Origin of the sequence: Ornithinimicrobium avium (genome assembly GCF_003351765.1) — a bacterium.
In the GTDB taxonomy this organism is placed as follows: Bacteria; Actinomycetota; Actinomycetes; order Actinomycetales; family Dermatophilaceae; genus Ornithinicoccus; species Ornithinicoccus avius.
In genome coordinates this window covers 3,396,306-3,416,556 of the sequence record NZ_CP031229.1, presented here as the reverse complement: position 1 = coordinate 3,416,556, position 20,251 = coordinate 3,396,306, and the positions used below count along the sequence as shown (strand labels likewise).

At 72.8% G+C, this 20,251-nt stretch carries 22 protein-coding genes and 1 pseudogene; 13 read left to right on the top strand and 10 right to left on the bottom strand.

What is annotated here, in order from left to right:
* Nucleotides 1-106: 106 nt before the first annotated feature.
* Nucleotides 107-1,450 (bottom strand): sugar ABC transporter substrate-binding protein, encoded by a 1,344-nt coding sequence (locus tag DV701_RS15685; RefSeq protein ID WP_114929659.1) that lies wholly within the window; start codon nt 1,448-1,450, stop codon nt 107-109.
* Nucleotides 1,451-1,693: 243 nt separating this feature from the next.
* Between DV701_RS15685 and DV701_RS15680 the strand changes: the two genes are divergently transcribed.
* The 5 genes and pseudogenes from DV701_RS15680 (at nt 1,694) to DV701_RS19295 (ending at nt 4,146) form a co-directional block, all read left to right on the top strand.
* Complete coding sequence (locus tag DV701_RS15680) at nt 1,694-2,779, top strand: ABC transporter ATP-binding protein (protein WP_114929657.1); 1,086 nt, start codon at nt 1,694-1,696, stop codon at nt 2,777-2,779.
* Between the two features lie 33 nt (nt 2,780-2,812).
* Nucleotides 2,813-3,316 (top strand): universal stress protein, encoded by a 504-nt coding sequence (locus tag DV701_RS15675; RefSeq protein WP_114929655.1) that lies wholly within the window; start codon nt 2,813-2,815, stop codon nt 3,314-3,316.
* Complete coding sequence (locus tag DV701_RS15670; RefSeq protein WP_114929653.1) at nt 3,313-3,771, top strand: CrcB family protein; 459 nt, start codon at nt 3,313-3,315, stop codon at nt 3,769-3,771. Before DV701_RS15675 ends, DV701_RS15670 begins: the two co-directional genes overlap by 4 nt.
* Nucleotides 3,768-3,878: pseudogene (locus DV701_RS19300) on the top strand (chromosome condensation protein CrcB); the annotation flags it as partial. The gene DV701_RS15670 and the pseudogene DV701_RS19300, both read left to right, overlap by 4 nt.
* Nucleotides 3,879-3,951: 73 nt before the next feature.
* Nucleotides 3,952-4,146 (top strand): fluoride efflux transporter FluC, encoded by a 195-nt coding sequence (locus DV701_RS19295; protein ID WP_324616598.1) that lies wholly within the window; start codon nt 3,952-3,954, stop codon nt 4,144-4,146.
* Between the two features lie 257 nt (nt 4,147-4,403).
* On the opposite strand, the gene DV701_RS15660 is transcribed toward DV701_RS19295, so the two are convergent.
* Both DV701_RS15660 and DV701_RS15655 read right to left on the bottom strand, forming a co-directional pair.
* Nucleotides 4,404-5,027: an FtsX-like permease family protein gene (locus DV701_RS15660; RefSeq protein ID WP_114929651.1), complete on the bottom strand. Its 624-nt coding sequence runs from the start codon at nt 5,025-5,027 to the stop codon at nt 4,404-4,406.
* Nucleotides 5,024-5,437, bottom strand: coding sequence for a hypothetical protein (locus DV701_RS15655; RefSeq protein ID WP_162803081.1), 414 nt, complete (start codon nt 5,435-5,437; stop codon nt 5,024-5,026). Before DV701_RS15655 ends, DV701_RS15660 begins: the two co-directional genes overlap by 4 nt.
* A 382-nt stretch (nt 5,438-5,819) precedes the next feature.
* Here DV701_RS15655 and DV701_RS15650 point away from each other — a divergent pair, with 382 nt between their 5' ends.
* Genes DV701_RS15650 through DV701_RS15645 form a run of 3 tightly spaced genes read left to right on the top strand, consistent with a single transcriptional unit; the run spans nt 5,820 to nt 7,818 of the window.
* Entirely contained in the window at nt 5,820-6,914 is a 1,095-nt protein-coding gene (locus DV701_RS15650) for a GNAT family N-acetyltransferase (RefSeq protein ID WP_114931263.1), read from the top strand.
* 48 nt (nt 6,915-6,962) lie between these two features.
* A complete protein-coding gene (locus DV701_RS18535) occupies nt 6,963-7,136 on the top strand; it encodes a DUF6104 family protein (protein WP_202863556.1) in 174 nt (57 codons plus the stop codon).
* 13 nt (nt 7,137-7,149) lie between these two features.
* A complete protein-coding gene (locus tag DV701_RS15645; protein WP_114929647.1) occupies nt 7,150-7,818 on the top strand; it encodes a GDSL-type esterase/lipase family protein in 669 nt (222 codons plus the stop codon).
* Nucleotides 7,819-7,831: 13 nt separating this feature from the next.
* Here DV701_RS15645 and pheA read toward each other — a convergent pair whose 3' ends face one another.
* From pheA to DV701_RS15615, 6 genes are all read right to left on the bottom strand, one after another.
* On the bottom strand, nt 7,832-8,791 hold the full coding sequence (gene pheA / locus DV701_RS15640; protein ID WP_114929645.1) for a prephenate dehydratase: 960 nt from the start codon (nt 8,789-8,791) through the stop codon (nt 7,832-7,834).
* A gap of 79 nt (nt 8,792-8,870) precedes the next feature.
* Complete coding sequence (locus DV701_RS15635) at nt 8,871-10,364, bottom strand: sugar transferase (protein WP_114929643.1); 1,494 nt, start codon at nt 10,362-10,364, stop codon at nt 8,871-8,873.
* Nucleotides 10,365-10,577: 213 nt separating this feature from the next.
* The gene (locus tag DV701_RS15630; protein ID WP_114929641.1) at nt 10,578-11,159 is read right to left on the bottom strand and encodes an arsenate reductase/protein-tyrosine-phosphatase family protein; all 582 of its coding nucleotides are present in this window, start codon (nt 11,157-11,159) and stop codon (nt 10,578-10,580) included.
* 9 nt (nt 11,160-11,168) lie between these two features.
* Complete coding sequence (gene tsaE / locus DV701_RS15625) at nt 11,169-11,690, bottom strand: tRNA (adenosine(37)-N6)-threonylcarbamoyltransferase complex ATPase subunit type 1 TsaE (RefSeq protein WP_114929639.1); 522 nt, start codon at nt 11,688-11,690, stop codon at nt 11,169-11,171.
* Nucleotides 11,687-12,862 carry an alanine racemase gene (gene alr / locus DV701_RS15620; RefSeq protein WP_114929637.1) on the bottom strand — a complete coding sequence of 392 codons (1,176 nt, stop codon included), beginning with the start codon at nt 12,860-12,862 and terminating at the stop codon, nt 11,687-11,689. Before alr ends, tsaE begins: the two co-directional genes overlap by 4 nt.
* Nucleotides 12,859-13,977, bottom strand: coding sequence for a 3-isopropylmalate dehydrogenase (locus DV701_RS15615; protein WP_114929635.1), 1,119 nt, complete (start codon nt 13,975-13,977; stop codon nt 12,859-12,861). Before DV701_RS15615 ends, alr begins: the two co-directional genes overlap by 4 nt.
* A gap of 91 nt (nt 13,978-14,068) precedes the next feature.
* Between DV701_RS15615 and leuC the strand changes: the two genes are divergently transcribed.
* The 5 genes from leuC to DV701_RS15590 all read left to right on the top strand — a co-directional run bounded on the left by leuC (nt 14,069) and on the right by DV701_RS15590 (nt 19,098).
* Nucleotides 14,069-15,481, top strand: coding sequence for a 3-isopropylmalate dehydratase large subunit (leuC, locus tag DV701_RS15610; RefSeq protein ID WP_114929633.1), 1,413 nt, complete (start codon nt 14,069-14,071; stop codon nt 15,479-15,481).
* Nucleotides 15,481-16,080: a 3-isopropylmalate dehydratase small subunit gene (leuD, locus tag DV701_RS15605; protein ID WP_114929631.1), complete on the top strand. Its 600-nt coding sequence runs from the start codon at nt 15,481-15,483 to the stop codon at nt 16,078-16,080. The genes leuC and leuD overlap by 1 nt, the downstream gene beginning before the upstream one ends.
* Before the next feature lie 122 nt (nt 16,081-16,202).
* Nucleotides 16,203-17,393: a glycosyltransferase gene (locus DV701_RS15600; protein ID WP_228255076.1), complete on the top strand. Its 1,191-nt coding sequence runs from the start codon at nt 16,203-16,205 to the stop codon at nt 17,391-17,393.
* An 83-nt stretch (nt 17,394-17,476) separates the two neighbouring features.
* Entirely contained in the window at nt 17,477-18,055 is a 579-nt protein-coding gene (locus tag DV701_RS15595; RefSeq protein ID WP_228255075.1) for a TVP38/TMEM64 family protein, read from the top strand.
* Between the two features lie 5 nt (nt 18,056-18,060).
* Complete coding sequence (locus tag DV701_RS15590) at nt 18,061-19,098, top strand: glycosyltransferase family 4 protein (protein WP_228255376.1); 1,038 nt, start codon at nt 18,061-18,063, stop codon at nt 19,096-19,098.
* A 110-nt stretch (nt 19,099-19,208) separates the two neighbouring features.
* Here DV701_RS15590 and DV701_RS15585 read toward each other — a convergent pair whose 3' ends face one another.
* Nucleotides 19,209-20,180, bottom strand: coding sequence for a hypothetical protein (locus tag DV701_RS15585; RefSeq protein WP_162803079.1), 972 nt, complete (start codon nt 20,178-20,180; stop codon nt 19,209-19,211).
* Between the last annotated feature and the right edge of the window lie 71 nt (nt 20,181-20,251).

Genomic DNA, 20,251 nt, shown 5'->3' with positions numbered 1-20,251 from the left:
GGGAGGTGGGCGGGACCTGGTACGGCGTCCGGCCGGCTGCCATCACGCACGCCACACCGGACCTTGCCCGGGGACGGCCTGTCCGTCCCCGGGCGGGTTCAGCAGGTCACTGCTTCAGCGCGTCCTCGACCTCCTTCTGGGTGGTGGCGAGACGCTCGGCCGGGTCCTGACCGCTGACGATGTCGGCTGTCGCCTTGCCCAGCGGACCCCAGACGGCGTTCATCTCCGGGATGTTCGGCATCGGGGTGCCGCCCTCGGCCGCCTTGCCCCACGCGGCGATGTCGTCGTCCTCGGCGGCGACCTGCTCGTAGGCCTCGATCAGCGCCGGGGGCCGGTTGCCGGCCTCGTAGAGCGAGACCTGGACCTCGGGCCGGGTGACGAACTCCTGCACGAAGGTCTGCGCGATCTGCGGGTTCTTCGACGCGGCCGAGACGTAGAACGCCTGGACGCCCAGGAACGGGCTGGTCTCACCGCCGTCCTCGAAGTCCGGGATCGGGTCGATGGCGTAGTCGATGCCGGCGTCGCTGATCTGTCCGACCGCCCAGGGTCCGGAGACCATGTAGGCGGCCTTTTCGTCGCTGAACAGCGGGATGACGTTGGAGGCGTCCTGGTTGGTGGACAGGGCCCCCTCGTCGGCCAGCCACTGCATCTTCTCGGCACCCTGGATGGTCTCCTCGGAGTCCAGGATCACCTTGGTGCCGTCGAAACCACCCTCGGGCAGCACCGGGAAGATCCCGCCGCCGTAGGCCGAGAGGTAGGGGTAGAGGGAGTAGGCGTTGCCCTCCTTGCCGACCTCCTGGGTCATGATCAGCTCGGTGCTGCCGTCCTCGACGAGCTTCTTGCCGTTCTCGACCAGCGCCTCCATGGACCCGGGAGCCTCCGGCGCGAGAGCGGTGTTGCGGATGAGACCGAGGGACTCCACGGCGTAGGGGACCGCATAGGTCTGGCCCTGGTAGGTCACCGCCTCGATCGACTCGGGGGTGAAGGCGTCGACCACGTCCGAGGACATCTGGACCGGGGCCACGACGTTGTTCTGGACGAGTTCGCCCAGCCAGTCGTGGGCACCGACGGCGATGTCCGGCCCGGCGCCGGCACCGACGGAGTCCTTGAACTGCTCGCGCAGCTTCTCGTTGGCGACGATCTGGATCTTGACCGGGACGCCGGTCTCCTCCTCGAAGGTCTTGGCGTGCTCCTCCAGCGCGGCCGCGCGCAGGTCGTCGGCCCAGATCACGAGGTTGGTGCCGTCGGAAGCGGCCGGCTCACCGCCTTCCTCGGTCGTCGCGGCCGGGTCCGCGGCCTCGGTGTCCTCGGCCGACGCGGCGGCCGTGTCCTCGGCCGACTGCTCGGCCGTCGTCTGGTCGCTGGTGTCGTCCGTGGTGCCGCCGCAGGCGGTCAGCACCAGCGCCGCGGCGCTGACGACGGCGAAGACGCCGGTGGTGGTGCGCTTCATGCGTTCTCCTTCGAACCTGTGAGGTGGTCGAGCCAGTATGCAGCCATCCGACAGTCCTTGCAAGATCTTGCAGAACGAGTGGCAGCGCCTCTGCTACCGTGATGCTCGTCACCGGCAACGACGCCGTGCAGCACCCACCTCGTCGTCGGCACCGGAGACCTGCACGACGCCCGCCCGCGCCGCGGGCGGGTTCCTTTACGACGGATCGTCCGGCACGTACCTGCCGGTGAAGGAGAGTTTCCGATGGCAACCGTGACCTACGACCAGGCCACCCGCACCTACCCCGGGGCCGACAGCCCCTCGGTGGACCAGCTCAACATCGAGGTCGCCGACGGTGAGTTCCTCGTGCTGGTCGGCCCCTCGGGCTCCGGCAAGTCCACCGCCCTGCGCATGCTGGCAGGGCTGGAGGAGGTGAACGGCGGACGCATCCTCATCGGCGACCGCGACGTCACCCACATGCCTCCCAAGGACCGCGACGTGGCGATGGTCTTCCAGAACTACGCGCTCTACCCGCACATGTCGGTCGCGGACAACATGGGCTTCGCGCTGAAGATCGCCGGCAAGCCCAAGGCGGAGATCCGCGAGCGGGTCGAGGAGGCCGCCAAGATCCTGGACCTGGAGCCCTACCTGGATCGCAAGCCCAAGGCGCTCTCCGGTGGTCAGCGTCAGCGCGTCGCCATGGGCCGCGCGATCGTGCGCCAGCCGCAGGTCTTCCTGATGGACGAGCCGCTGTCCAACCTGGACGCCAAGCTGCGCGTGCAGACCCGGACCCAGATCGCCTCGCTGCAGCGCCGCCTCGGCGTCACCACCGTGTACGTCACCCACGACCAGGTCGAGGCGATGACGATGGGCGACCGGGTGGCCGTCCTCAACTTCGGCGTCCTGCAGCAGGTCGACAGCCCCCGGCGGATGTACGACCACCCCAACAACGTCTTCGTCGCGGGCTTCATCGGCTCCCCTGCGATGAACCTGATGACCGTCCCGGTGGCCGACGGCGGCATCAAGCTCGGCGACCACGTCCAGCCGGTCGCGCGGGAGGTGCTGGCCAAGGTCGAGGGCAACGAGGTCGTGCTGGGCGTGCGCCCGGAGGACCTGGAGATCTCCGACTCCGGCCGCGGGCTGCCGATCGAGGTCGACGTGGTCGAGGAGCTCGGCGCGGACGCCTACATCTACGGCAGCATGCCCGGTTCCGAGCCGACCGACCGGCCGTTCATCGCCCGGGTCGACGGCCGTACCCCGCCGAAGAAGGGCGAGGTCGTGCACTTCCAGCCCAACGGCGACCACCTGCACGTCTTCAACGTCGGCAGCGGCGAGCGCATCAGCGACTGACCACGGCAGCGACCGGACCGCACGGACCCCAGCATGAGCACGACGCCGACGCCCCACGTGGTCGTCGGCGTCGTGCTGGGTCAGCCCGCCGCGGTCGCGCGGACCGCCGCGACCTTCGCCGACCGCTTCGGCGCCGACCTCGTCTGCGCCTGCGTCGACCCCGCCCGCTACCCGCTGACGCACGACGTCGACCGGCCGGACCTGTCGGTCCCGGTGGACCCGGACCTGCTCGACCTGCCCGGGCCGGGCCTCCGGCCCGCGCTGGAGACCATGCTGTCCGAGCACCTGCGCGGGCTCGACGTGCGCTGGAGCGTCCGGGCGCTGGCCGGCGGCCCCGCGCGCGAGCTGGCCCGGCTGGCCGACGAGCTCGACGCCGCCATGATCGTGGTCGGCACCCGCGAGGCGGGGCTGCGCGAGTCCCTGCGCGAGCTGGTCAACGGCTCGGTGGCCGCCCACCTGGCCCACCGTCAGCACCGTCCGGTGCTCGTCGTGCCCCTCGCCCCCGCCCCGGCCCGGCAGGACCAGCCTTCCGCATGACCCCGGCCGACCCTCAGGGCCTCGACCCCCGCCCCTCCCACCTGCGCCCCTCCCACCTGGGCCTCGTCCTCGTCGGCGGCACCGTCGGCACCGGCGCCCGGGAGGCGCTGACCCTGGCCCTGCCGCCCGTGGACGGCGTGCCGTGGACGGTGCTGGGGATCAACGTCGGCGGCGCCCTCCTGCTGGGCCTGCTGCTCGACCCGCTGGCCCGGCGCGGTCCGGGCAGCGGCGGGGCACGCACCCTGCGGCTGCTGCTCGGCACCGGCGCCCTGGGCGGCTTCACCACCTACAGCGCGCTGGCCACCGCCACCGCCACGCTCGTCGGCGACGGCCGCCCCGCCACCGGCCTGGTCTACGCGGCGGCCACGCTGCTCCTCGGGGCGCTGGCGACGTGGGCCGGGGTCGCGCTGGCGGCCGCGGGCCGGGGACCCTCCGGGAGGGCCGTCGCGCGATGACCCCGCTCCTGCTCGTCCTGGTCGCCCTCGCCGGCGGGGTCGGCGCAGCCGCCCGCCTGGCCCTGGACGGGTACGTCTCGGGCCGGACGGCTCGGGCCTTCCCCTGGGGCACCGTCACGATCAACCTCAGCGGCTCGTTCGTCCTCGGGCTCGTCACCGGCCTGGCCGGCCAGCACGTGCTTGCCCGAGGACGTCGCGACCGTCCTCGGCGCCGGCTTCCTCGGCGGCTACACGACCTTCTCGACCGCGAGCCTGGAGACCGTGCGGCTGCTCCAGGAGGGCCGCCGCACCACCGGCGTCCTCGTGGGGGCCGGGACGCTGGTGACGACCGTGCTCCTGGCCGGCCTCGGGCTGTTGCTGGGCTCGCTCGCCTGACCTGGGGCGGGTCCCGGTGCCGACCGGCGTGCAGATCTCGCGACCGCTCCAGACCTCGATCGCCTGACCTGAGACGTCGCCCTCGCCACTCCCGTCGTGTACGCCGTTCGTCACCACCCGGCGTCGTGGGTCGACAGGCCCGGAGTCCGCTGAGCGCTGGCTGGGTCGGGCACGCCGGCGCACGCCGCTCTCCGCTGCCCTGAGGACGGGCCCCAGCGACGTCCGGCCGGGGCTGAGCTAGAGCACTCGGGTGCTTTTCACGGAACTCGCAGGACCGCGACGGGGTACTGCAGAGCCACGCTCAGGGCAGGCGGGACCGTGGCGACTGCGACCACGCCCAGGGTGAGTAGATTGACCGCCAGCACGAAGAGCGGGTCGGGCAACGAGCCGTGCATGATCACCATCGCACCCACACCCACGACTGTGCCCAGCACGGCTCCGGCGAGCGTGGGGATGGTCACGGTCATCATGACGAGCGCGACCAGAGCGGAGCGGGAGGACCCGAGTGCCTGACGGCGACCCATGTCCGCCCGACGGCTCGCCAGGGCCAGGCTCACCGTCAGCAGCGCCAGGAGGAGACCGAGGGCCACCACGCCGACCGCGATCTGCCGGGAGAAGGCCCCTACCTGACCGCTGATCACCTCGTTGGCCGACAACAGTGCATCGGAGGTGCGGATCGAGAGGAGATCCGGATCGCCGCCGACGAGCATCCTGACGTGTTCGACGACGAGGGGGACATGCTGCGCGTCGCGCGCCAGCACGTAGACGAGCGTCGCGTGAGGTGGATGGTCCGAGCTACCGGTGAGGACGAGTCGGTCCAGGTCGGAGATCACCCCGCCGGCGGTGAAGGAGCCGACGACCGCACATGGGTGGCTGTTCACCGTGAGCCACCGCGCAGGTGCTGCAGCCGTAGCGTGCGCTGCGCGGGGACGCTCGTGACGGCCTCTCCCGGGGAGGGCGCCCGGCCGACCTCGATGGTCACCAGGGGTGGCAGGTCGCTCACGAGCACCCGGGCGCAGACGTTGACACGCTCACCCGTCGGTCCGGAGCGCACGTCCTCCGCCGGACCCAACCCAAGGACCCACTCGACCTGCGGGAGTTCACCGATGGTCCCCAGCTGCCGAGGCGGGATGCCCGGGCTCTCGTCGAGGGCGAGGACGGTGATGAGGCGAGTCCCCTCCGCGTCAAGACCGTCGAGGATGTCACGCTCGGCTGCCGCCGAGCGACCGACCGTGAGCAACGTTGCGGCCGTCATGGCCAAGGAGACCAGGAGGAGCAGCGTTGTGGTCACGGGGTGTGCCCGCGCCTCGGCCACGGACTCGGTGACCGCGCGCCTAGACGAGAAGGCCATCGCGGACCTCGAGCGCGCGCTGGCAGGTCCTGCCCCCGTCCAGCCACCACCCAGCAGACCCGGCCCGTGGAACCCGGCGCCCACCCCGAGCGGACCGGCCGCCCCCGCACGCCTACGGCCCCTCAGCGACCTACGCCCGGCCGCCGCTGCAGCGTCACGGCCTCACACCGTCACCGTGAATGATCGAGGTCGACGTCCTGGAATGCCACGGCGAGCTGTGGCTCCGGTCCAGGACGTCGGGAGATTGGTCCCCGTGGCAGGTACAGCGGGGCGAGGAACCTGTGGAAGTGACCTTATGAGGACGTTTGGAAGAATGTCCCGCATGAGCGTCGACGCAGCCGGACCCGTCCTGCCCCCCGGGCACACCGCATACACGCCGGGGCCCGACGACCTCGGGGACCTCGCCCGCCTGCTGCGCAGGCACGAGAGGGAGGCCCGCGGCTGGCCCGGCGCGGACAGCGAGACCGTCGCCGCCGAGGTGACCGGGCGCGGCGCGACCACCCACCTGCACGAGACGGTGCGCGACCGCGACGGGGTGCTGCGCGCCTGGATCAACTGCCACGACCGGGCGGCCGGCCGCGTCCTCGTCGGCGTGACCGTCGACCCCGACCTGCCGGACGCCCAGGCCGACCCGCTGGCCCTCTACGGCTTCGCCCGCGCCCAGGACCTCGGGCGCGAGGTGCTCAGGCGGCGGGGCATGGCGCAGACCCAGCTGGACTCGGGCGCGTACGCTGACGACCCGCGCCAGCAGCGCTGGCTGGCCGCGGCCGGCTACGAGCACACCCGGAACTGGTGGCAGATGGTCCGGCCGGTGGACCCGGCCTCGGACCTGGAGCATCCGCCGCTGCGCCAGGGGGTGGAGATCCGCCGGGTCCGGCGCGACGACGGCGTCGGCATGCCCGACGAGGCAGACCTCCACGCCGTCCACGACGTCCTGGAGCACTCCTTCGCCGACCACTTCAACTCCTACCGTGAGACCTTCGAGGAGTTCCTCGGTCGGTTGCGCGAGGACCCGGGTCACCGGTGGGACCACTGGTGGTTGGCGACGGTGGACGGTCAGCCCGCCGGCGCGCTGGTCGCCGTCACCGTCACCATGCCCGTGAGCGACGACGGTGTCGCGCAGCCCGACTCCTCCTACGTCGAGTACATCGGAGTCCACCGTCTGGCCCGCGGCCGTGGGGTGGCCAAGGGCCTGCTGCGCACCGTGATCGCCGACGCCGCGGCCCGCGGGCGGGCGTCCGTCGGACTGGAGGTCGACGCGGACTCTCCGACCGGCGCCGACGGTCTCTACCTGTCCATGGGCTGGCGTACGAGGTACACCACCCAGTCCTGGCACCGCACGCTCAACCCGCCGACCGACCGGGCTGCGGGCAGCGGCTCCGAGGAGCGCATCACCCCCGGTGGGCGCGCGTCCTGACGGCGCCGCCTGAGCGGCACGGGCACGGTCTGCGGTTAACCTGCAGGTGTGTACTTCACCGACCGCGGCATCGAGGAGCTCGCCACCCGCCGTGGCCAGGACGAGGTCACGCTCGAGTGGCTGGCCGAGCAGCTGCGCACCTTCGTGGACCTGCACCCGGAGTTCGAGGTGCCGGTGGACCGGCTGGCCACCTGGCTCGCCCGCGAGGACGACGACGACTGATGAGAGGCATGCCGTGAGCACGGACGCGACGACGGGGACCACGACCGACATCGAATACACGCCGAGCGCCCACTTCCAGGTGACCGAGGGACCGCGGGACATCGGGCTGTGCTTCGTGGGTGACGGTTTCGTCGCCGGCTACGGCGACCCCAGGGCGCTGGGCTGGGTGAGCCGCGTCGTCGGGCGTACGGCGCTGGAGGAGGCCGACCTCACCTCCTACAACCTCGGGGTGCGCGGCAGCAGCTCGGCGGACGTGATGAACCGCTGGCGCACCGAGTGCCCCCCGCGCTGGGAGGGCCGCAACGAGCGCCGGCTGGTCGTGGGCGTCGGCGCCGAGGACGTGCAGCAGGGCGTCACCACCGCCCGGTCGCGGCTCAACCTGGCCAACGTGCTCGACGAGGCCAGCTCCACGGGGGTCGGCACCTTCGTGGTCGGCCCCACGCCGACGCTCGACTCCGAGGTCAACGCCCGCCTGCAGGTGCTGGCCGAGGCCCAGTCCGACGTGTGCGCGCGCCGCGGGGTGACGTTCGTCGACTGCTTCAGCGCCCTGCAGGGGCACGACCAGTGGCAGTCCGACCTCGCGGCCGGGGACACGGTGCACCCGGGGCAGGCCGGCTACGGACTGGTCGCCTGGCTCGTGCTCAACGGCGGCTGGCAGGACTGGCTGCAGCTCGAGTCCTGACCGGCCCGGCCGTTCACCCCGCAGCGTCCGCGGGCCCGCGGTCCAGGGTGTTCACCCACCGCAGCGCCTCGGCGTAGGTGTCCGCCCCCGCGTGCGCCGGCACGACGCTGGCGCGCCCGTCCGCGCGCGGGTAGGAACCGAAGAAGCGCACGTCCCGGCAGGTGCGCCGCAGGCCGATGAGCGCCTCACGCATCCGCGGCTCGCTCAGGTGGGCGTCCGCGTCGATCCAGAAACAGTACTCCCCCAGCCCCTCGCCCGTCGGACGCGACTCCAGGCGGCTCAGGTCGATCCCGCGCGTGGCGAACTGCTCGAGCAGCTCGAGCAGTGCGCCCGGGCGGTTCTGCCAGATGAGCGCCACCAGGGTGGTCCGGTCGCTGCCCGTGGCAGGGGGCGCGGCGGCGCCGCTGCGCAGGACGACGAAGCGGGTCACCGCGCCCTCGCGGTCGGCGATGTGCCTGGCCGCCGCGGTCAGGCCGTAGGCCTCGGCCGCCCCGGGAGCGGCGACGGCGGCGTCGTAGCGGCCCTCGGCCACGGCCTGCGCCGCGGCCGCCGTGGAGCTCTCCGGCACCTGGCGGGCACCGGGCAGCCGCGCGTCGAGCCAGTCCCTGGTCTGGGCGAAGGCGTGCGGGTGCGAGGCCACCGTGCGGACCGGCTCGTCGGCCCGACCGGGGCGCACGAGGAGGGAGAACTGCACCTCGACGAGCACCTCGCCGACGATCCGGACGTCGTCGCCGACCTGCAGCAGGGCCTGCAGGGTCGCCGGGACCGAGCCCTCCACGGAGTTCTCGAACGGGACGACGGCGGCGTCGGCGCGCCCGGAACGGAGCGCCTCGACCGCTGCCGGCACGCTCGGCTCGGGCTGCGCGTCCGGCCCCGTGCCGGTCGGGAGGTCGGCACCTCTCTCCACAGCCCATCGGCGGGTCGCCTGCTCGGTGAAGGTCCCGGCCGGCCCCAGGTAGGCGATGCGCGTCACCCTGGGCACGATAGCCGCGCCGCGCGGGCCGTCGTCGGACCGGTGCTCCTCCGGGTGTCCTGCCTGGCCGGCGAGCAGGTCAGTAGGCCCCGTTGGACTCCGGTCGGAGCACCACCTGCACTGTGCGCCACAGGATCATCAGGTCCAGGACCGGCGTCCAGTTCTCGACGTAGTAGAGGTCCAGGCGGACCGCCTCGTCCCAGGACAGGTCGCTGCGGCCGTTGATCTGCCACAGGCCGGTCAGTCCGGGCCGGACCAGCAGCCGGCGCCGGGTGGAGGCCTCGTACTCGGCGACCTCGCGGGGCAGGGGCGGCCTGGGCCCGATCATGCTCATCTCGCCGCGCAGGACGTTGACCAGCTGGGGCAGCTCGTCGAGGGAGTACTTGCGGATGAAGGCCCCGGTCCGCGTCACCCGCGGGTCCGTGCGCATCTTGAACAAGGGGCCGGCGGCGTCGTTGGCGGTGGCCAGCTGCGGCAGCCGGGACTCTGCGTCGGGGACCATGCTGCGGAACTTGTACATCGAGAAGGTCCGGCCGTCGCGACCGACGCGCTCCTGGCGGAAGACCACCGGGCCGTCGTCCTCGAGCCGCACCGCGACCGCGACCGCGAGGAGGACCGGCGAGAGCACCACCAGGGCGAGCACCGCGCCGAGCCGGTCCAGGACGTTCTTGGCCACCAGCTGCGGGCCGGCGAAGACGGGCGCCTCGACGTGGATCAGCGGCAGCCCCTGGACGGGGCGGGTCAGCACCCGCGGCCCGGCGACGTCCATGATGCCGGGCGCCACGACGAGGTCGATGTCGGTCCCTTCCAGCGCCCAGCCCAGGCGGCGCAGGCCCTGCTGGCCCAGCCCGGCCGAGGAGGAGACCGCGACGACGTCGACCTGGAGCTCCACGGCGCGCACGAGGACGTCGGACTCCGGCCCGAGCACGGGGACGCCGGCGACCTTGCCGGCGGCGGCGTTGTCCACGCAGGCGCCCAGGACGTTGTATCCGGCGTCAGGGGTGCGGGCGAGCGCGACGACCAGGCTGGCGACGTGCTCGCGGTCGCCGACGAGGATGACCCGGTCGGAGAGCTCGCCGTGCCTGCGCTGGGTGACCAGCCAGCGGCGCGCCACCCAGCGCCCGAGCAGCAGCAGGAAGGTGCCGACCGGGAAGGCGACGAGGACGTAGCCGCGCGCGAAGTCGAGCTTGAAGGCGAAGGCGACGATCGCCAGGATGGCGAAGAGCCAGGTGGAGGCCTGGAAGACCTGCTTGTACTCCTGCACGCCGTGGCCCACGAGGCGCCCGTCGTAGGCGTCCTGGAGGTGCAGGGCCAGCATCCAGCCCAGGGCGAGGGCCGCCGAGACGGCCACGTAGTCGATCTCGCCGAAGCCGCTCTGCAGGTGGCTCCCCTCGAGGCCGAAGCGGGCCACCTGTGCGCCGAGGGCCGCGACGGTGACGACGAGAAGGTCGGTGAGACGCACCGCGCGCAGGTAGCCGACGAGGTAGCGCCGCGCTCGGCCAGGCGCGTGCCTGCGCGTCGGCGAGAGGGACTCGGGCACGACGAAGAGCGGCGCAGGACGCGCCGCTCTCATGACTTCCAGGTCCCGGGGAGCCCCCTGCGGCTCGCGCGAGACCTCAACCGATGCGGTCAAAGGGCTCCCATCTGCAAGGACCCGTGACGCCGACTCACCGCGGCGCCTGACGAGATCCTTACCCTTTCTTTACCTTTGGCAGACTAGCCAGCAACGGGCCTCACGTCCACCCCCTCCCCGCTCCGGGTCCGCCCGGCCCGTCCGGGGGGTCCTTCACCGTCCTCCGAGCACCCGTGCCAGGGCCGGGTATGCCGTGACGACCTGCTCGCGCATCAGCGCGTAGACCTCGTCCCCGCGCCGGTAGGGGTCGGCGACGTCGAGGTCCTCCTGCCTGGCCGGGCGGTGGAGGCCGCGGTGGGCGGTGCCGATCTCGGCCAGCCGGGCGAGCAGCGCCTGCGGGTCCTCGCCGTCGGGCAGCTCCTCCTCGTCGCCGACGCTGTCCAGGAGGTGCGCCAGCTCGCGGAAGGTGAAGGTCCGTCTCATCGCGCGCGGATGCATCCGGGACACCTGCGCCCGGTGCTCGCGGGTCGCGGTCAGCACCAGCGCGGCCGAGCTGACCATCGGTTCGACGAGCCGGCGGGCCACGAAACCGTCGGGGTCCCCGCCCAGGCCGCGCAGCACCTCGGCCGCGCGCTCGTCCATCGGAGAGCCGACCAGCGCCCTCGTGCCGGCCGACCGCACCGGCACCACGCCCCGGCCGTAGCGCTGGTCGAGCGTGCGCTGGAGCAGCCGCTCCATGAGCGGGGACCGGCACACGTTGCCCGTGCAGACGGTGAGTATCCCGATCTCGGCCACGTCGTCACCCTAGCCGTGACCGGGGCGCGTGACCTCCAGCCCAGCCACCAGCCCGGCCCAGCGCGGGCCGGCCCCGCGCAGCAGGACACGCCGCTCCTGCTGGTCGCCGTCCTCGCTGTCCGACCGCTCCAGCACGACCTCCAGGAACTGCTCCGCCAGCTGCTCGGCGAGGCCGTGCCCCCACTCCACGACGGTCACCGACTCCTCCAGCGACTCGTCGAGGTCGAGGTCGTCGAGCTCGGCCGCCCCGCCGAGGCGGTAGGCGTCGACGTGGACGAGCGGCGGGCCGCCCACGAGCGAGGGGTGCACGCGGGCGATGACGAAGGTGGGCGAGGTGATCGGACCGCGCACCCGCAGACCTTCGGCGAGCCCCTGGGTGAAGGTGGTCTTGCCGGCCCCGAGCTCGCCGGTCAGCACGACCAGGTCGCCCGCCACCAGCAGTCCTCCGAGCGTGCGGCCCAGCTCCCGGGTGTCGTCGGCGGTCGGGAGGACCCGGCCGACCTGCTCGGCACCCCCGGCGGACGCGCTCACGCTGCGCCGCCGACGTAGACCCGCGGCACCCGCGGCCCGAAGCGCGTGACGATCTCGTAGGAGATCGTGCCGGCCGCCTCGGCCCAGTCCTGAGCGGTGGGCTCGCCGCCGTCACCGGGTCCGAAGAAGACGACCTCGTCACCCGCGGCGACCGGCAGGTCGCCCACGTCGACGACGAACTGGTCCATGCAGACCCGTCCGGACACCGTGAAGCGTCGCCCGCCGATCTGCACCGGACCGCTCCCGGAGGCATGACGAGGTATGCCGTCGGCGTAGCCGAGCGGGACGTCCACCACCGTGGTCTCGCGCGGCGTGACGTAGGTGTGGCCGTAGGACAGACCCTGTCCGGCCGGCACCCGCTTGGCGACGGCGACCCGCGCGGTCACGCGCATCGCCGGGCGCAGGCCGAGCTCGGCGGCCGGGCCGAGGTCAGGGACGGGCGAGAGCCCGTAGACGGCCAGCCCGGGCCGCACCATGTCCCAGGAGGCCTGCGGCGTGGTCAGCGTGGCGGCCGAGTTGGCCATGTGGCGGACCTCGGGGGTCAGTCCGCCCCGCTCGGCCACGGCCACGGCGTCGGCGAACGCGTCCTGCTGGGCGCGGACCGTCGGGTGCTGCGGGGCGTCGGCGTAGGCGAAGTGGGTGAAGACGCCGCGGACGCGCACCGCACCCTCCGCCTCGAGCCGGGCGGCGTGCTCGACGAGGTCGGTCCAGGCGGTCCGGGGGTCGCCGTCGACGAGCGGCAGGCCGAAGGCACCGTTGCGGCCCAGGCCGGTGTCGACCTTGAGCTGGACGGTCGCCGTGCGGCCCAGGTCGCGGGCGGTCTCGGCCAGCTCGTCCAGCAGCCACGGGGCGGACACCGCGACCTCGACACCGGCGGACACCAGCGGCGCGACGGCGGTGCCGGGCGCCACGAGCCAGGTGAGCACCGGTGCCTCCACCCCGGCCTCGCGCAGGGCGAGGGCCTCGGAGGGCTGGGCGACGCCCAGCGCACAGGCACCGCCGGTCAGGGCCGCGCGGGCGGAGGGGACCAGACCGTGGCCGTAGGCGTCCGCCTTGACCACGGCCATCAGCTCGGTCCCGCCCACGTGCTCGCGCAGCGCCCGGACGTTGTCCGCGATGGCGTCGAGGTCCACGGTGGCCCGCGCGGGCCACAGGTCGAGGTAGGCGCTCACCTGGCCATCACCTGCGTCAGTTGGCTCATCAGGCTGCCCTCCACGGGCGGGGCCGAGCCGTCGGCGAGGAGGCCGGCGATCCGCTCGCCGAGCTCCTGCGTGGAGGCCCCCATGCCCTCACCGGCGAGGGCCGGCAGGCCGGCCAGCACGGCGGTGGTGGCAGCCTCGACGCCGGCCGCGGCCTCTCCCTCGCCGAGGTGGCCGAGCATCATCGCCAGCGAGAGGCAGGCACCGGCCGGGTTGGCCCAGCCGCGGCCCGCGATGTCCGGTGCCGACCCGTGGATCGGCTCGAACATGCTCGTGCCGTTGCCGGCGATGTTCAGGTTGCCGCTGGCGGCCACGCCGAGGCCGCCCTGCAGCACGGCGCCCAGGTCGGTGACGATGTCGCCGAACAGGTTGTCGGTGACGACGACGTCGAAGCGCTCCGGGCTGACCGGCAGGTGCATGCACATCGCGTCGACGTGGACGTAGTCGGTCTCGACGTCGGGGAAGCGCTCCCCGACGCTCTCCATGACCGCGGTCCACAGCTTGCCGGCCTCGACCAGGACGTTGGTCTTGTGGCAGAGGGTCAGCCGCCCCCGGCGCACCGCCGCGAGCCGGTAGGCGAAGTCGACGGCGCGCTCGACGGCATACCAGGTGTTGACCGACTCCTGGACGGCGACCTGAGCGGGCGTGCCGACGTGGACGCTGCTGCCCTGCGCCACGTAGGCGCCCTCGGTGTTCTCGCGGACCACGACGAGGTCGCAGCGCTCGGGGGTGAGCCCGGCGATCGGCGTCGGGACGCCCGGATAGAGCCGGACCGGGCGCAGGTTGATCGCCTGCTCCATCGCCCGGCGCAGGGCCAGGATGATCCCGCGCTCGAGGACGCCAGGAGTCACCCGCGGGCTGCCGATCGCGCCGAAGAGGATGGCGTCGTGCGCGCGGAGCTGCTCGACCGTCCCCTCGGTGAGCAGCTCGCCCCGCTCCAGGTAGTGGTCGGCGCCGAGGGGGACCTCTGTGCGCCCGGTGGTGAAGTCGAAGCGGGACTCGGCGGCGTCCAGGACCGTGAGCGCGGCCCGGGTCACCTCCGGACCCACACCGTCCCCGGGAAGGACGGCGATGGCGTGTCGGCGCATGACGGGACCTCCTGACGTTGCGTCAACCCTCGGGCACTACAGTGTGTGCATTCTGTCGCACCCGCCGCGGACGAGAGGAAGGGGTCGCGAGATGGCCGGACTGACGTTGGCCGAGAAGCTCTGGGCGCAGCACGTCGTGCGCTCTGCCGAGGAAGAGCCGGACCTCCTCTACATCGACCTGCACCTCATCCACGAGGTGACCAGCCCGCAGGCCTTTGACGGGCTGCGCGCCGCGGGGCGCCAGGTGCGGCGGCCGGACCTGACGCTGGCGACCGAGGACCACAACACGCCGACCACGCTGGGCCCGGTGACCGACCCGGTCTCGCGCACCCAGCTGGAGACCCTGAAGACCAACTGCGAGCAGTTCGGGATCGTCCACCACGAGCGGGGCCGGCTGGGTCAGGGCATCGTGCACGTGATCGGTCCGGAGCTGGGGCTGACCCAGCCGGGCATGACGATCGTGTGCGGGGACTCCCACACCTCCACGCACGGCGCGTTCGGGGCGCTGGCCTTCGGGATCGGCACCTCCGAGGTCGAGCACGTGCTGGCCACCCAGACGCTGCCGCTGAAGCCGTTCCGGACGATGGCGATCAACGTCGACGGGGAGCTGCCCCCCGGGGTGAGCGCCAAGGACATCATCCTGGCGGTCATCAACCGGATCGGCACCGGCGGCGGACAGGGCTACGTGCTGGAGTACCGCGGGTCGGCGATCGAGGCGCTCTCGATGGAGGGCCGGATGACGATCTGCAACATGTCGATCGAGGCCGGGGCGCGGGCCGGGATGATCGCACCGGACGAGACGACCTTCGCCTACGTCAAGGGCCGCCCGCACGCCCCGAAGGGCCAGGAGTGGGACGCGGCGGTGCAGGCGTGGCGGGCGCTGCGCACCGACGACGACGCGGTCTTCGACGCCGAGGTGCACCTCGACGCCGCGCAGCTGACCCCCTACGTCACCTGGGGCACCAACCCGGCGCAGTCGGTGCAGCTGGGCGAGGCGGTGCCCGACCCGCTCAGCTTCCACACCGACGATGCGAAGGACTCCGCGCGTCGTGCGCTGGAGTACATGGGTCTGGAGGCCGGGACGCCGATGCGGGAGGTCGCCGTCGACGTGGTCTTCCTCGGCTCGTGCACCAACGCCCGGATCGAGGACCTGCGGGCCGCGGCCGCCGTGCTGCGCGGTCACCAGGTCGCCGACGGCGTCCAGCTGATGGTCGTGCCCGGCTCGCACGCGGTGCGTCTGCAGGCGGAGGAGGAGGGCCTGGACAAGGTGTTCACCGACGCCGGTGGGGACTGGCGGCTGGCGGGCTGCTCGATGTGCCTGGGCATGAACCCCGACCAGCTGCTTCCCGAGCAGCGCTGCGCCTCCACCTCCAACCGCAACTTCGAGGGCCGTCAGGGCGCCCGGGGCCGCACCCACCTGGTCTCCCCCGTCGTCGCGGCCGCGACCGCGGTGCGGGGCACCCTGTCCTCCCCGGCCGACCTGAACCAGGAGGCGCTGCTCTGATGGAGAAGTTCAGCACGCACACCGGCGTCGGCGTCCCGCTGCGCCGCGCCAACGTGGACACCGACCAGATCATCCCCGCGCACTACCTCAAGCGGGTCAGCCGCACCGGTTTCGAGGACGGGCTGTTCTCGCGGTGGCGCGAGGACCCCGCCTTCGTGCTCAACCAACCGGTCTATGCGCAGGGCTCGGTGCTGGTCGCCGGCCCGGACTTCGGCACCGGCAGCAGCCGCGAGCACGCGGTCTGGGCGCTGCAGCAGTACGGCTTCCGCGCCGTCCTGTCCTCCAAGTTCGCCGACATCTTCCGCGGCAACTCCGGCAAGGGCGGGCTGCTCACCGCCCAGCTGGAGCAGGGCGACATCGAGCTCATCTGGAAGCAGCTGGAGGCCGAGCCGGGCACGACGATCACCGTCGACCTGCCCGCTCGCTCCGTCACCTGCGGCGACGTCGTGGCCACCTTCACCATCGACGACTACGTCGCCTGGCGCCTGGAGAACGGTCTGGACGACATCTCCCTGACTCTTCGCCACGAGGACGACATCACCGCCTACGAGGCCGCCCGCCCCTCATGGAAGCCGGTCGTCACCGCAGCCGTCGAGTAGGGCGTAGTCTCCCTGTCTGCTGCTCCGCTGCCCGCAACGGCGCAGTCCGGTCGGGTTAACCCCACCTCGCCCCGGCGGGTCGCACCATGGCCCGGGCCCTCACCGTCCGCGACGCTGGAGACATGAACGTGCCACCCCGACGCCATGCCCGTCCGCGCCGGATCCTCCTGCTCACCGACTCCTACCGTCCGACCGTCAACGGTGTCGTCGCCTCGATCGAGGAGCTGCACCGGGGCCTGGTCGAGGCCGGTCACGAGGTCCGGGTGCTGACTGTCGGCCCGACGCGGCGGACCACATTCGACGGCGAGGTCTACCGGCTGCCGTCGCTGGACGCGAGCCACATCTACCCGCACGCCCGCCTGGGCCGTCCCGTGGACCGGGGCCTCTTCGCCGACCTGGTCGCCTGGCGCCCGGAGATCCTGCACTCGCACACCGAGTTCGCGGCGTTCTGGTGGGCGCGGCGGCTGGCGAACCGGCTGACGGTCCCGCACGTGCACACCTACCACACGCTCTACGCCGACTACACCCACTACTTCTTCCCCCACGAGCGCGCCGGCCGCGCCCTGTGCGCCCGGTTCGCCCGTGGCACGCTCAACCGCACCGACCTGGTCATCGCCCCCACCGCCAAGATCCAGGACCTCCTGCACGGGTATGGCGTGCGCGCCCCGGTCCGCGTGGTCCCCACCGGTATCGACCTCACCCGTTTCACCCCCGGTCCCGGCTCGGCGGACCTTCGCGCCTCCCTCGACCTGGCACCCGGCGTGCCTGTCGTCCTGAGCCTCGGGCGGCTGGCCGTGGAGAAGAGGACCGCCGAGGTCATCGACCTGCTGGCCAGCGTCGACGAGCCGTGGCAGCTGGTCGTCGCCGGGGACGGGCCGCAGGCGGGAGCGCTGCGTCGCCAGGTCGACCGTCTGGGCCTGACGCCGCGGGTGCGCTTCGTCGGGGCCATCGAGCCCACCCGGGTCCCGGAGTTCTACCGTCTGGCGGACGTCTTCGTCTCCGGCTCTCGCAGCGAGACCCAGGGCCTGACCTACCTGGAGGCACTGGCCAGCGGTGTGCCGGTGCTCTGCCGCGACGACCCTTCCGTGGACGGCGTCGTGGTGGACGGCCACAACGGTCGTCGCTACCAGACCCCCGAGGAGTTCACCCGGACGCTGCGCGACCTGCTCCACGACGCCGGGCTGCGGCGCCGCTGGAGCGAGGGCGCGGTGCAGACCGCTGCGGGCTTCGGCCGTGACACCTTCGTCGACGCGATCTGCGCCGCCTACGACCGCGCCCGCGGTCCGGTCGGCACGGCGAGGTGGGCGGCATGAGCGCCGCGACGGGGGCGCACGTGGTCGCGACACGGTCGTCGACGACCGTTCGGCCTGTCCGATCGCCGTCCGCGGAGACCTTTGTGCGCTGGTCCCGCCCGGTCGCGCTCGTGGGCTGGCTCGGCCTGGCCGGGATGGTCCTGTGGGGCGTCCAGTCCGGGGTGCTCACCTCGGCGACGCAGCTGCGTGACCTCGTCGACGGCGTGGGGCCGCTGGCGCCCGTGGTCTACGCGCTGGTCGGCGCCGGTGAGGCGGTCTTCCCGGTCTTCCCCGGCTCGGCGACCATCATGGCCGCACCCATCCTCTTCGGCCCGGTTCTCGGTGTGGTCGTGGCCTACTGCGCCACCTGCCTCGGTTCGATGCTGGTCTTCGCCCTCTCCCGGCACCTCGGCCACGACCTGATCTCCGCCCGGTTCCGTCCGGTCACCGTGCAGCGCTGGCTCGGCTGGCTCCAGCACCGGCACTTCGCCGCCTGGTTCGCGGTGGCGATCGCGCTGCCGTTCGGCCCTGACGACCTCCTCTGCTACCTCGCCGGGCTCTCCCGCATGCGGTGGCGCACCTTCGTGGTGATCGTCGTGCTGCTCAAGCCCTGGGCGCTGATCATCTACACCTTCGGGGTCCTGACCCTGCTGTCGCGCTGGATCCCGTGGCTGGCGGGGTGAGCTCGATGAACCTGGTCGTCAACATGGCGAGCGAGAGCGACGTCTCGGTGCAGGGGCACGGCGTGCACACCGCATACCTCGAGCTCGCGACGGCGCTGGAGCGGCGCGACGACGTCGACGTGGTGCGCGGACGCTACGGCGAGCGCGTCGACTGCGACGTCTACCACCTGCACACCATGGGCACCGGCGTGTGGCCCAAGATCCTCGACCCGCGCACCCGCACGGTCGTCTCCGCCCACGTCGTCCCCGACTCGCTGGTCGGCTCCCTGCGCGGGGCCAGGTGGTGGCGTCCGCTCGCGCGGCGCTACATGCAGTGGTTCTACCGGCGGGCCGACAGGGTCCTGGCGGTCTCCGGGACGGTCGCGCACGCGCTGGAGACCGAGCTGCGCGTCGACCCGGGGCGGATCGAGGTCCTCCACAACACGATCGACATGGCCGCCTACCGGACCTCCCCGGAGGACCGGGGGGCCGCTCGCCTGGAGCTGGGGTTCGACGACGACGCGTTCGTGGTTCTCGGGGTCGGCCAGGTCCAGCCGCGCAAGCGCGTCGACCTCTTCGACCGGCTCGCCCGCGAGCACCCCGGGATGACGTTCGTCTGGGTGGGCGGCATCCCGTTCAAGCACCTCGCCGCCGACCACGGGGCCATGCGGCGCCTCATGGAACGAGCGCCGGAGAACCTGCGCTTCACCGACGTCCTGCCGCACCCCGAGGTCCGGCGCTACCTGCAGGCGGCAGACGTGTTCTGCCTGCCCGCCGAGCAGGAGAACCACCCGATGTGCATCCTCGAGGCCGCTGGCGTCGGCCTGCCGGTGGTGGCCCGCGACATCCCGGAGTACGACGACACCTTCGGCCACGACGTGCTGCGCTGCCGCGACGCGACCTTCGGCGAGGCCCTCGTCCACCTGCGCGAGGAACCGCTCACCTACCGGGCGTGGCAGGAGCGGTCCCGCCGGATCGCGGACCGCTTCGACAGCGCGGCCGCCGCCGAGCGGCTGGTAGGTATCTATCGCGAGGTGGCCGCGGCGGCATCGTCCGCCGGGTGACGCAGCGGTGGCGGCTGCGGGACCCCTGCGGTGGTGTCAGGCATCTGTGTCATGCACCGCCAGGCTTCCAGCCCCGGGAGTGCCTGACACAACTGCCTGACACTGCTGTCTCAGGCGGCGCACCGCCACCCGCGCCGACGCAGCGCGTCCTCGACCTGGTCCAGGAAGCCGTCCTCGTCGAGCAGCAGGCCGAGGACCGGGATCTCGAGGGACAGGTCGCCCTCGAGCGTGCGGTCGTTGCGGCGCAGGGCGTCGGCCACAGGGGCGAGCCTGGAGTAGTGCTGGGCGCCGTTGATCTCCACGTGGACGCCGTAGCCGTCGAAGCGCACGTCGAGGTAGACCACGCCGTGGGGCGTGGTGCGCAGCTCCTGCCGAGAAGGCTCGGGCAGTCCCCGGCGCCGGCAGGCCCGTGCGAAGTCCAGCTCACCCAGCGCGTGCGCCCCGTCGCAGACGAGAGGGACGGCCCGGGCGAGGAGTCGGCGCCGCCGGTGCCGCTCGGTGGCCTCCCACGCCGCCAGCAGCCGACCGGGAGGGACGAGCCGCTGCTGGACGGTCATCGCCAGGACCGTCAGGGCCTGCCTGTCCGAGACCGCCCACTGGGCCGCCCTCAGCACCGCCACTTCGGGGGCGGTCCTCGGTATCCCGGCGTCGACCGTGCGCCCGAGGCGGCGCTGGTGGTGGATCCGCACCCCGGGACGCGGTCGGGTACGCGTGCCCCTGGCCACGCTGACGTGGACGACCCTCTCCTCCCACGACCTCAGTCCGGCAGCCAGCAGCGAGGACACACCGTCGAGCACCGCCCCCGACCCGCACTCCCACACCGCGACCCACCAGGAGGCCTCGGTGCTCAGCCGCGGGCCGACGATGCTGACGGCTCGCCGGCCGACCCGGTGCCAGCGCCCCGCGTCGACCTCGGCGAGGATCTGGTCGTAGGTCAGGCCCAGCTCGTAGAGCTCGCAGAAGCGGACGACCCCGTCGTGGAGGGCACCCAGCTCACGCCCGACCGTGTCCCGGCGCCGCGCCGTCGTCATCCGTGCGACGCGCTGCCGCGCCTCCGTCGCGTCCTCGCTGCGGTTTCCCATCACGACCCATGGTGGCGCAGATGCCGGGACGGCTAGCGCCACCCTGTGGACAACACGAACGTCAGGCATCG

What these genes read in the sequence shown, in the direction of transcription:
- DV701_RS15650 (WP_114931263.1), top strand. Translation starts at nt 5,820, where the DNA reads ATGAGCGTCGACGCAGCCGGACCCGTCCTGCCCCCCGGGCACACCGCA.
- DV701_RS15685 (WP_114929659.1), bottom strand. Translation starts at nt 1,450, where the DNA reads ATGAAGCGCACCACCACCGGCGTCTTCGCCGTCGTCAGCGCCGCGGCG.
- DV701_RS15600 (WP_228255076.1), top strand. Translation starts at nt 16,203, where the DNA reads ATGAACGTGCCACCCCGACGCCATGCCCGTCCGCGCCGGATCCTCCTG.
- DV701_RS15680 (WP_114929657.1), top strand. Translation starts at nt 1,694, where the DNA reads ATGGCAACCGTGACCTACGACCAGGCCACCCGCACCTACCCCGGGGCC.
- leuC (WP_114929633.1), top strand. Translation starts at nt 14,069, where the DNA reads ATGGCCGGACTGACGTTGGCCGAGAAGCTCTGGGCGCAGCACGTCGTG.
- DV701_RS15670 (WP_114929653.1), top strand. Translation starts at nt 3,313, where the DNA reads ATGACCCCGGCCGACCCTCAGGGCCTCGACCCCCGCCCCTCCCACCTG.
- DV701_RS15585 (WP_162803079.1), bottom strand. Translation starts at nt 20,180, where the DNA reads ATGGGAAACCGCAGCGAGGACGCGACGGAGGCGCGGCAGCGCGTCGCA.
- DV701_RS15615 (WP_114929635.1), bottom strand. Translation starts at nt 13,977, where the DNA reads ATGCGCCGACACGCCATCGCCGTCCTTCCCGGGGACGGTGTGGGTCCG.
- DV701_RS15675 (WP_114929655.1), top strand. Translation starts at nt 2,813, where the DNA reads ATGAGCACGACGCCGACGCCCCACGTGGTCGTCGGCGTCGTGCTGGGT.
- leuD (WP_114929631.1), top strand. Translation starts at nt 15,481, where the DNA reads ATGGAGAAGTTCAGCACGCACACCGGCGTCGGCGTCCCGCTGCGCCGC.
- DV701_RS15590 (WP_228255376.1), top strand. Translation starts at nt 18,061, where the DNA reads ATGAACCTGGTCGTCAACATGGCGAGCGAGAGCGACGTCTCGGTGCAG.
- DV701_RS15635 (WP_114929643.1), bottom strand. Translation starts at nt 10,364, where the DNA reads ATGAGAGCGGCGCGTCCTGCGCCGCTCTTCGTCGTGCCCGAGTCCCTC.